The sequence below is a fragment of the Flavobacterium sp. UBA6135 genome, assembly GCF_002428305.1.
Lineage (GTDB): Bacteria > Bacteroidota > Bacteroidia > Flavobacteriales > Flavobacteriaceae > Flavobacterium.
Genome location: NZ_DIVJ01000025.1, coordinates 1 through 9867, shown reverse-complemented (window position 1 = coordinate 9867; position 9867 = coordinate 1). Strand labels below are relative to the sequence as shown.

The 9867-nt window shown below is 34.6% G+C and carries 12 protein-coding genes; all 12 read right to left on the bottom strand.

Going from position 1 to position 9867, the window contains the following annotated elements; all coding sequences use genetic code 11:
• Window positions 1–245 precede the first annotated feature (245 nt).
• The 12 genes from B3L86_RS06930 to B3L86_RS06875 all read right to left on the bottom strand — a co-directional run bounded on the left by B3L86_RS06930 (window position 246) and on the right by B3L86_RS06875 (window position 9295).
• The gene (locus B3L86_RS06930) at window positions 246–773 is read right to left on the bottom strand and encodes a heme-binding protein (protein WP_291116805.1); all 528 of its coding nucleotides are present in this window, start codon (window positions 771–773) and stop codon (window positions 246–248) included.
• A gap of 64 nt (window positions 774–837) precedes the next feature.
• Window positions 838–1407: a Crp/Fnr family transcriptional regulator gene (locus B3L86_RS06925; RefSeq protein WP_188360982.1), complete on the bottom strand. Its 570-nt coding sequence runs from the start codon at window positions 1405–1407 to the stop codon at window positions 838–840.
• A 275-nt stretch (window positions 1408–1682) separates the two neighbouring features.
• A complete protein-coding gene (locus tag B3L86_RS06920; protein ID WP_291116800.1) occupies window positions 1683–2099 on the bottom strand; it encodes a hypothetical protein in 417 nt (138 codons plus the stop codon).
• Window positions 2100–2109: 10 nt separating this feature from the next.
• Window positions 2110–2502 (bottom strand): GreA/GreB family elongation factor, encoded by a 393-nt coding sequence (locus B3L86_RS06915; RefSeq protein ID WP_291116797.1) that lies wholly within the window; start codon window positions 2500–2502, stop codon window positions 2110–2112.
• An 18-nt stretch (window positions 2503–2520) separates the two neighbouring features.
• Window positions 2521–3801 carry a Glu/Leu/Phe/Val family dehydrogenase gene (locus B3L86_RS06910; protein WP_291116795.1) on the bottom strand — a complete coding sequence of 427 codons (1281 nt, stop codon included), beginning with the start codon at window positions 3799–3801 and terminating at the stop codon, window positions 2521–2523.
• Between the two features lie 13 nt (window positions 3802–3814).
• Window positions 3815–4012 carry a hypothetical protein gene (locus B3L86_RS06905; RefSeq protein ID WP_291116792.1) on the bottom strand — a complete coding sequence of 66 codons (198 nt, stop codon included), beginning with the start codon at window positions 4010–4012 and terminating at the stop codon, window positions 3815–3817.
• A 163-nt stretch (window positions 4013–4175) separates the two neighbouring features.
• Window positions 4176–5501 carry a sigma-54-dependent transcriptional regulator gene (locus tag B3L86_RS06900; RefSeq protein ID WP_291116789.1) on the bottom strand — a complete coding sequence of 442 codons (1326 nt, stop codon included), beginning with the start codon at window positions 5499–5501 and terminating at the stop codon, window positions 4176–4178.
• A gap of 5 nt (window positions 5502–5506) precedes the next feature.
• Window positions 5507–6616: a sensor histidine kinase gene (locus B3L86_RS06895; RefSeq protein WP_291116786.1), complete on the bottom strand. Its 1110-nt coding sequence runs from the start codon at window positions 6614–6616 to the stop codon at window positions 5507–5509.
• Window positions 6617–7144: 528 nt separating this feature from the next.
• Complete coding sequence (locus B3L86_RS06890; protein WP_291116783.1) at window positions 7145–7330, bottom strand: hypothetical protein; 186 nt, start codon at window positions 7328–7330, stop codon at window positions 7145–7147.
• Between the two features lie 166 nt (window positions 7331–7496).
• The gene (locus tag B3L86_RS06885) at window positions 7497–8294 is read right to left on the bottom strand and encodes an endonuclease/exonuclease/phosphatase family protein (protein ID WP_291116780.1); all 798 of its coding nucleotides are present in this window, start codon (window positions 8292–8294) and stop codon (window positions 7497–7499) included.
• Between the two features lie 25 nt (window positions 8295–8319).
• On the bottom strand, window positions 8320–9063 hold the full coding sequence (locus B3L86_RS06880; RefSeq protein WP_291116778.1) for a hypothetical protein: 744 nt from the start codon (window positions 9061–9063) through the stop codon (window positions 8320–8322).
• On the bottom strand, window positions 9053–9295 hold the full coding sequence (locus B3L86_RS06875) for a hypothetical protein (protein WP_291116775.1): 243 nt from the start codon (window positions 9293–9295) through the stop codon (window positions 9053–9055). The genes B3L86_RS06880 and B3L86_RS06875 overlap by 11 nt, the downstream gene beginning before the upstream one ends.
• Window positions 9296–9867 lie beyond the last annotated feature (572 nt).

Sequence of the window (9867 nt, the reverse complement as noted above, 5' to 3'; positions counted from 1 at the left end):
CTCTAGTTGTGAGACGGCTTCTTCATCTTATCCTCTATACACCGAATGTAATATTCGGAGCATTAAAAATTTTACAATGTTTCACAAAAATATTTTTTTGTATATTTGCTTTGAGCTAACGGAAACACGTTGAAATACAAAGCAATAAGAACCGTTACCAAATCGTTACCTGATTTCTTTGATAATCCCTATAAAAGCCTTGTATTCACCCGATATGGCTTTTTCCTGAAAACTTTAAAATAAAATTAATTAGATGATAGAATACCAAATTCCGGAATCGAAGCCGATTTTGCAATAGCATCATCATTTTCAGGACTACCTCCACCCGCAACACCAATACTTCCAATAAGCATTCCGTTATGCCATAGTGGAACGCCACCACTTAATAACAATAACTCGGGAAGTGTATTTAAATTTTTAGTATCATTATTGCGTTCTGCATTTCTTACTAGCAATAAGGTTGACGTTTTAGTAGATAAGGCGGTATAAGCTTTTCGTCTGGCTGCTTCAGTATTATGCGGACCAACACCATCGCCTTTTGTGAGCAAAACAATAGTTCCTGAATGATCTAAGACAGCAATAGAAACATTTTTTGAGAGGCGTTGGGCTTCTTGATTAGCACGTTTCATCAATTCAAAAGCAGCATCTTGTGTCAATAAATCAACAGTTTTTATATACTTATTTTTCTGAATTGGTTTTAACTGCTCTTGTACTTTCTTTTGACTAAAACCCAATGTAGTTATAAAGACAAACAAAAAGGTTAAATATTTCATAGTGTATTTTTTCTGCAAAGTTACTTTACAGAAAAATCACAACTGTTGTCCTATGTCAACGTTTTTAAAGCTTCGATTTAATTCTACTTAATGTTGAAGGGGAAATTCCTAAATAGGAAGCTGCCATCTTATTAGAAACTCTCAATAGTAATTGAGGTTGATTTTTTATAACCCAACGAACTTTTTCATTGGCATTAAAACCCTGAAACCCGTAAATTCTTTTTTGGGCTACAATAAATCCAAGTTCAAGAATTTCGGTGTAAATTTTAGCAAATTCAGGATATTTATTTACTAATTTATAAAAATCTGATCTACTCACATAAAGCAATTCAGATTTTTCAATAGTTTGCAAAAACTCCTCAGTGGGTAGTTGATTAATAAAACTAGGAAGAGCGGTAACAAGATTTCCCTCATAAGCAAAATACCTTGAAATTTCTTGTCCCTCATTTGTAATTGTAAATAATCTAACGCATCCCTTGTTAACGAAGTAATAGTTGGTTGCAACGTCATGGTAACTGATTAAAATTTCGTTTCGTTTGGTTTTGATATATCTGAAATGCGAGCAAATATGCTCAAGTGATTCTTGATCAAATTCCGCTTTCCCATTTAAAAATAGTTTTAATGTTGAATACATTTTTTAAATTTATGAAAATAAAAAGTAGTACCGATTGTAAGTTTAGTATATCTAGTCTTTCAGACGTAATCACTTGTAAATATAGTCAATTAAGTTGCTCTTGTTTATTAAATATTCGTTGTACACTTACAAGTAATCCTAAGAGATGAAAATAAAAAAACACCGGCAAAAACCGGTGTTGAAAAAGCAATTGTATCAAACGAAAACGTTCTACGCCTAACAAATGAAAAGCACGAAAGTATTCCAATTGCATTTTTGTTGAAAAAAATAAGAAACTAAAAACTATTTTCCGTTTTGCTATGATTGTTTATCTTTAAAAAAATAGTCTTCTTGAGCTTTCTGTATTGGGACAAAAAGGATTCAATGTGTATTTTGAAATCCACAAAATCATTGAAGTAAAATGTTTCACACTGAATATCATCGCATTCATTCATCCCTTCCAATTTGATTGAAAAATTGTTTAAACGCGATAAAAAAGCTCCATTTTCCAATTGTTTCACGTTGATTTTTAGCAGTAACTTATCAGAAATTAATTCTTTAATAGCTGTGTTTTTTGCTGTTTCAAAGAAGTTTTTTAAAAAAATAATTTCTTCCTCAATTCCTTCCAGTTCTTCTCTCCAAAGTTTGATGTCACGATCAAGAAATTGATGTTGAATGGTATCTTGATTGTAAAATTTCTTCAATAAATTCATAAAATTTTAATTAAAATGGTTGCTCTACTTTTGTAATTCTAATGGTGTTTAATCCCGACGGAAACTCCCATTTCACCTCATCGTTTTCCGCATACCCAAAAAGAGCAAGTCCCATTGGAGCCATGACCGATAATTTATTCTGAGATAAATCACTTTTTGAAGGGATCACTATTTGAAATTTCTTTTCGCCGCCAAAATCGGTTTTTATCGTTACCACAGAATTAAGTCGAATCACATCCAAAGGCATCTTAGACGAATCTAAAACCATTGCTTTTTTAATTTCTTCCATCAATTTATCAAATGATAATCGGTATGTTTTATCTTTTCCATTATGAATAGTTGAAAAAAGCGTTTTTAAAACTTCCAGTTCTTTTTTGTCAACTACTACTTTTTCGTACTTCATGATTTTTTTGATTATTATTTATGGAAAAATACCTCGTTGAATGTAGGCTGTTTCAATTCTTTTGATGGCTAAAATATAGGCTGCTGTTCGATGGTCAATTTGATCTTCGTTCACCAAACTTTCCACTTTTTTGAAAACTTCGGTTAATTTCTTTTCAATTTTTACCATTACTTCGTCTAATGGCCAAAGTTCACCGTTTCTGTTTTGTAGCCATTCAAAATAACTTCCAATCACACCTCCCGAATTACAAAGAATATCCGGAATAATCGTTACACCATTTGCCAATAAAATTCGTTCACCTTCATTATTTGTTGGTCCGTTTGCTCCTTCGGCAATTACTTTCGACTTAATTTTTCCTGCATTTTTTTCGGTAATCTGATTACCTAACGCCGCCGGAATAATGAAATCACATTCCAATCCGAAAAAGTCTTCCGGTTCCATTTCAGTTCCTCCTTCAAACCCTTTTACCGAACCTTTTCTTGGTTTACTATGTTCGTGTAAATTCGCCACAGAAATTCCATTTTCATTAATCAAAGTGGCATGAGCATCTTGAACAGCGATTAAAATAGCACCATCATCTGTTAAGAATTTTGATGCCCAATAGCCTACATTTCCAAATCCTTGCACTATGAATTTTTTACCATTTAAGGTTTCATTTCGTCCTTCAAAAAGTAATCGTAGTGTAATGTAAACACCAAATCCGGTTGCTCTGTCACGTCCTTCTAGTCCACCTGAACCTACTGGTTTTCCGGTGACTACGTGTTTATTGTTTGATCGTTCCGAAGGCGATTTTGTTGACATAAATGTATCGGCAATCCAAGCCATTGTTTGTTCATTTGTGTTCACATCCGGAGCAGGAATATCATATTCCGGTCCGATATTTTCGCCCAGAGCAAACGTAAATCGACGGGTGATTCGCTCTAATTCACTTAAAGAATAATTTCTAGGATCTATTTGAATTCCTCCTTTTGCTCCACCATAAGGCAAGCCAGCCAACGAGGTTTTCCAGGTCATCCACATGGCTAACGCTTTGGCATCATCAACATCCACAGTAGGATGATACCGCAATCCGCCTTTGTACGGTCCTAATGCGTTGTTATGTTGCACACGGTAGCCGGTGAAAATTTCAATAGAGCCATCATCCATTTTTACAGGAAAATGAATAATGATTTCATTATTTGTAATTGATAAAATTTTTCGAATATTTGGATTTAAATTCATTGAATCGGCGGTTTTATCAAACTGCTCAATTACGTTATCCAACATTGTTTTCTGTTTTTGTTCTTTTAAAATTTCCATTTTCTGTTTATTTTTAACTATATTCTTCACATTCTATTTTCTCGTTTTGCATCCAAACACAATTGTTGTTGTTCAAACAATTGCTGCAGATGCCAAACACCATTATTTTTTTTTCAAAATGAGATGGAATTGTGATTTTGTTCTCAAAGTTCATTTCTGCCCATAGCATTTCTTCCCCTTTCTGAAAGGAGGGTTTATTTAAAATTTCCATAGTAATTATAATCTAGTTTCGACCTAAGCTAAGCAAGGTGCATGCCAAAGGAAATTTACAACAAACATATTGCTGATAGTCAATTGATTATGGAATAAGTGTGAAATAGAGATGAATTTTCCACCGAGGAATAAAGTCTCGACCGGTTCATTTCTCCCCGATTTTACAGCAGTTTTTGACGAAGTGTTTTCCGGTCAATTTGAAGAATCTCTGCCGCTTTGGTTTTGTTGTTGTTTACAGCTGATAACACTTTTAAAATGTATGCTTTTTCAATTTCGCGAAGTGGTTTCAAATAATCACTATCTGATGGTTGTTTGTATTTTAATTGTTTAGGTATTAAATCAACATCGATTTCGTGATCACACATCACAATTAATCGTTGCATGATATTTTCTAATTCCCGAACGTTTCCCGGCCAATCATGACGGGTTAGAATGTCTATTGCTTTTGGAGTAATGGTAATGTTCGATTTTCCATATTCTTTTTCATATTTCTTTATGAAGGTATTGATTAATGGTACTACATCCGATTTTCGATTTCGTAAAGGTGTCGATTCAATACTCACCACATTCAATCGATAATATAGATCTTCTCTGAAAGTTCCGGATTTAATCATATTTTGTAAGTTGCTATTGGTAGCAGAAATAATTCTAATTTCAATTTTTTCTGGTGTTTGAGAACCAACCATTGTGATTTCTTTTTCTTGCAAAACCCTCAATAATCGACTTTGAACTGTTAAAGAGGCATTTCCAATTTCATCCAAAAAAATAGTTCCGCCTGCAGCCACATGAAACAAACCTTTTTTCGTTTCATTTGCACCGGTAAAAGCTCCTTTTACATAACCAAATAATTCCGATTCAAGTAAAGTTTCCGGTATTCCACCACAATTTACAGTTATAAATGGTTGTGATGCAAAACGACCATTGTAGTGAATTGCTCTCGCAATAAGTTCTTTTCCGGTACCGCTTTCACCTTCGATTAAAACAGTTACACGATTGTCTTTTACACGTTCAATTACGTCAATTAATTTGAAATGTTCTTCAGAATCTCCTACAATTCCGGCATAAAATGTTTCTTTTAAAACTTTTTTCTCGATAGATTGATTCGGATTTTGAACAGCATTCTTCAAACAATTTTGAACTGCTTTTTTTAATTCTTCACTTGTAAAGGGTTTTATTAAGTAATCTAAAGCTCCCGATTTTACTGCGTTTATCGCCGTATCAACAGATGGAAAACCAGTGATAACTAATTTTGGAATGGAAGGAAAATGTTCCGAAGCATATTTGATTAATTCTATCCCATTAATTTCCGGCATTTGTAAATCGGTAATCAGTAAATCAATGGAAGTTGATTTTAAAACCTCAATTGCCTCATTTACTGAAGAAGCTTTGTAGGTATGAAAATTAAATGATTTCAAATTGCGTTGAAGCAGTTCCAACATATCATAATTATCATCCACAATTAAAATATTTTCTTTTTTAAGTTTCATGATAATTATTTTAGAGGTAATTTAATTCTGAAAATTGTTCCGTTAGGATTGTTGTCCAATGTTTCAATAATTCCTTGATGACTTTTTATGATGCCATGCACAACACTTAATCCCAATCCGGTTCCTTCGCCAAGCGGTTTTGTGGTGAAAAACGGTTCAAATATTTTATGTTTAATTTCATCTTCAATCCCTTTTCCGTTGTCTTTAATTTCTATAACGAAATGACTTTCGGTTGAAAAAACATTCACGTGAATTTCACTTTTTGGAGGCGAGACATAAATGGCATTTAAAAGTATATTAAACAAAACTTGAGTAAGTTGAATGTTGTCAATTTGTGCTTTAATGTCATCATCCGCAAAACTAACTTTATAATTGATGTCACCTTTTTTAAAATTCGGACCAAGCAATGTTAACGCTTGCATAATAATTGGTTTGACAGCAAAAACATTTTTATTTTGAGGCATTTCGCAGGAAAAAAACATAAGATTTTTAACTATTTCACGAGAATAAATGGCCGCATTTATAATTTTTGAAATATCGCGATCAATTTGAGGATTGTTGTTTTGTTGCTTAATCAATTCGGCGAAGCCTAAAATATTTCCAAGTGGTGTATTCAATTCATGAGCAATTCCGGCGGTAATTTCACCTAAAATTGATAATCGATCCACTCTTTCTGCACTTCTTTTTAAATGAGCTTCTTTAATTTGGTTTTCCTTTTTTTCTAAGAAGAAACTAACTTCATAACATACTTTTTTTAATAATTTTTTTTCATCTTCCAAAAAATCATTTTCAGTAAAATTATCTGCAGGGTAATGAATTTTTATTTCGCCAACAACGCTATTTTCAATGAGTAAATAATCTTTTACAAAAATTGTATTTTCTAACTTTTTATTAGTAGAAAAATACAACTCTTTAAAAAAAACTTCGACAATGGCCTTTTCGTGGAAACGCCAGGCTTCCTTCAGTCTCCATGCAATCGCAACAACTACTTCTTCGTTAGTCAACTCAAGCTGATTAAGAATATTAGTCACTTCATATAGACAACTTAGTTCTTTAATTCGCTCTTTTAGTTTTTCTTCTGTTGAAAATTCGCTCATCGTTACATCATTTGTCATGGTTGATAATTGGGTACTATTTACCCACTTCAAAGATACCTAATCTATTTTATTGAAAAAATTATTCGTTGAAGTTTAGAGCTTTCCTTCAAAGCAATAATTTTCCGAAAATTGTAGAAAGTAGTTCTTCAAAGTAAAAAGATTTAATTAAAAACCGTAAACTTTTTTAGGACAATACATTGGGTTGCTGCCTGATTTTGTTTTCCCTACCTAACGGCAGGCAGGCCCAGTCTGCCTNNATCAGGACGTTTGTAGTTATTTGGTTTTCAGGTGGGGGTTGGGTTGCCGGGAGGCACATAAAAAGATTTGTGCGGCGGTATTTTTTGCCACGGATTTAAACGGATTGCTGCGGATTAATGCGGATTTGGTTATTTGGTTTTAAGAGCTGCCTGATTTTGTTTGCCCCGTCCCTAAAGGGAGCAAAATCAGGACGTTTGTAGTTATTTGGTTTTCAGTTGGGGGTTGGGTTGCTGAGGCTCGGAGAATACTAGGAGGGAGTTTTGAATAAGCCTACTTCGCAGAACAAGGTTAATCTTCCCAGCCGCAGAGGGTTAGGCCTTTGTTTTTGGCTTCTTGGAGGGTGACTTTTACGGTTTCTTTTTTGCAGGAGTTAAGGCCGCGGCAGAATTCTTTTTTGTGGTATTTGGTGGCATTTTTACTGTTGCAGATGTATACTTTTTCTGTACTTCCGGAGGTAAGTAGTAGCGTGAGCAAGAGGAGTGCAACTATTTTTTTCATCTTTTAGAATTTAAAAGGAATGGGGAAGATACGGAATTTTTTTGAGGGGTGGAGTGTTAAGTATTAAGTATCAAGTATTAAGTATTAAGATTTGTGGGTTGGTGATGAGTTTTGGGAGATTAAGACTTAAGACTTTTTGTGTTTAGAGGAGGTCGAAGGTGATCCAAATGGGGATGTGGTCGGAGATTTTTCGGGCTTGGTTGAGTGATTTAAAGTTTTCGTGGAAGGGGATGATGCCTTTTTGTTTGATTTTTATTTTTTGGGTGTGGTAGAAGATGTTGTCATAGGGTGAGGCGAGGCAATCTTGTTGGATGCATTTTGACCGTAGGGTTGTTTTTTGGTTTTCGAAGGCGGGTTGGTAGCCCATTTTTTTTAGTGGGTTGAATACGGTGTGTGTTTCGGGGCAATTGAAGTCGCCTACGAAGATTAGGTTGAGGTTGGGGTATTGTTCGGGTAGGTATTTGAAGTATTTGATTTCGGTTTCGGGTTGTCTTTTTTTGGTGATGGCGTGGAAGTTGACCACTGTAAATTCTTTGTTTTGGTATTGGAATGTGGCATAGAAGGGTTCGCGGTCGATTTCTTGGGCGTATTTTTTTTCGAGCCAGGGTTTGCCGATTAGCTTTACTTTGGCGGTTTGCCAGAGGTAGGCATAGCGTTCGGTTTTGTAGGCACTGCTGCTTGTTGGGTCGCTGATGGCATAGCTCCATTTGTTTCCTGTGCGGTTGAGCAGGTCGGTGAGTTGGGCTACGGCTTGGGCACCGCTTGGGTTGGTTACAATTTCCTGAAGGGCCACGATGTGGTAGTCTTTGATTTGTGAGGTGATGAAGCGTAGGGTGCTGTCGGATTTACTTTCTCCCAGGTTTTGGAGGTTCCAGGAGAGGAGGGTGGGTTGGGCGAAAGCCAGAAAAGGGATGAATATAAAAAACAGTAGGGATTTCATTGGGGGCTGCAGTTTAAAATCAGGATTAATTGGTGTAGTAAGGCAAAACGAACTTTATAAACCAATTTGGTAATTTATCAGTTTTTAACTCCATAGTGCCTTTATATACTTCAGCAATTAATATTTGTTCTTTACCTGAGTTGTCAAATAAATAAGCCCGATAGCAATGTGGTAATGCTGTATGCAAATTGTTCAACGTTCTAAAATAACGTTCAATAATTTTATGTTCCGGGACTTCATGCCCTCCTTTTTCCACGCGGTTATTCACGCGAGACACATTAACTTCCGGACTATCGATACATACAAAATACAAATAAGCTTTGTAGCCTAATGCAACAACATTTGTAATTTCATCTATCTTTGAAGAATGACTCATCACTGTTTCAAAACTAAAGGATTTATTTTGTGTGATGAGTAAATGTCTAATAAAAGAAGCGATAAATGCTCCTTCATAACTATGCGTCTCCTTTGAGGCATCTACAACAAAATTTTCTTTTACAAGAATGTCTATTGGATGGCCTTCGTTGAGAGCTTTTTGATATAGCGATTGAGATTGTTGCAATGCTTTAAACCTTTCTAGGTCATTTTGAGAAGCAGTAAGACCCATTTCTTGCAAGTCAATTAAACCTGTTTCCGCTAATTTTTTTTCTAAAAGATCCGCATTAATGAAAAATCCTGTGTTGTAATTTTTGGAGAATTCGTTGAAAAGAGTGCTTTTTCCAGAGCCATTTGGTCCTGCAAAAACTCTTATTTTTTTATTACTTGGCATGAAGAACCAGCCCTTTTTTAAATTCAAAAGGTACATTGACTGCCTTTTCAATTTGTTTTTTAATCACTACAGTTCCATTCGCCTCTTCTTCATACACAACACCATCTTTGATATAGGTTATTGTTAGACCTAATGCTTTAGAGCCACTAAACGCTCTCTTTGCCGAAATACGTGCCGCTTTCACTAAAGCCTTTGTTTGTGGCACATCTTTTCTAAAAATTATTTTTGACATAGTATATTAAATTGCAGTACATACATTGTTTCACAAATATACTTAATTAATTAAATATTTTTAAACATAAATATTATTGTTTAACCCGTTGGGTGTAATTAAATTTTCAAATAATTTTACCACTAATTTACTTCGTCTGTTCGCTACGCTCGGGCCACCAATTTTTTTGACTAATTATTCGATTAAATTCGAATTTTCATCAAAGATGAATAAATTATTGCATTTACTAAATTTATAATTTGTGAATTAGTGGCAAAAATATCCAGAATACTATTGAATTAAATAATTACACCCAACGGGTTATTGTTTATTCTCTTGCTTATTGCTGTAATTGTTAAACGTTTTTAGTTATAAAAAAGTTACAAATGGAATGTTAAAGTCTAAATGGGTGTAAAATGCTATAATTTGTGTTTGGGCTATTTAGAATTTGGGAGGTTTTGAATTAGTATAAAGTTATAGCATACGTGGAGGGTGAAAATAGGCAGACATAGTGAAACTGGGTTTACTGCCTGATTTTGTTTGCCCTACCAAACGGCAGGCAGGCCCAGTCTGCCTAGGCAGAAGCAAAATCA

What these genes read in the sequence shown, in the direction of transcription:
- B3L86_RS06930 (WP_291116805.1), bottom strand. Translation starts at nt 773, where the DNA reads ATGAAATATTTAACCTTTTTGTTTGTCTTTATAACTACATTGGGTTTT.
- B3L86_RS06925 (WP_188360982.1), bottom strand. Translation starts at nt 1,407, where the DNA reads ATGTATTCAACATTAAAACTATTTTTAAATGGGAAAGCGGAATTTGAT.
- B3L86_RS06920 (WP_291116800.1), bottom strand. Translation starts at nt 2,099, where the DNA reads ATGAATTTATTGAAGAAATTTTACAATCAAGATACCATTCAACATCAA.
- B3L86_RS06915 (WP_291116797.1), bottom strand. Translation starts at nt 2,502, where the DNA reads ATGAAGTACGAAAAAGTAGTAGTTGACAAAAAAGAACTGGAAGTTTTA.
- B3L86_RS06910 (WP_291116795.1), bottom strand. Translation starts at nt 3,801, where the DNA reads ATGGAAATTTTAAAAGAACAAAAACAGAAAACAATGTTGGATAACGTA.
- B3L86_RS06905 (WP_291116792.1), bottom strand. Translation starts at nt 4,012, where the DNA reads ATGGAAATTTTAAATAAACCCTCCTTTCAGAAAGGGGAAGAAATGCTA.
- B3L86_RS06900 (WP_291116789.1), bottom strand. Translation starts at nt 5,501, where the DNA reads ATGAAACTTAAAAAAGAAAATATTTTAATTGTGGATGATAATTATGAT.
- B3L86_RS06895 (WP_291116786.1), bottom strand. Translation starts at nt 6,616, where the DNA reads ATGACAAATGATGTAACGATGAGCGAATTTTCAACAGAAGAAAAACTA.
- B3L86_RS06885 (WP_291116780.1), bottom strand. Translation starts at nt 8,294, where the DNA reads ATGAAATCCCTACTGTTTTTTATATTCATCCCTTTTCTGGCTTTCGCC.
- B3L86_RS06880 (WP_291116778.1), bottom strand. Translation starts at nt 9,063, where the DNA reads ATGCCAAGTAATAAAAAAATAAGAGTTTTTGCAGGACCAAATGGCTCT.
- B3L86_RS06875 (WP_291116775.1), bottom strand. Translation starts at nt 9,295, where the DNA reads ATGTCAAAAATAATTTTTAGAAAAGATGTGCCACAAACAAAGGCTTTA.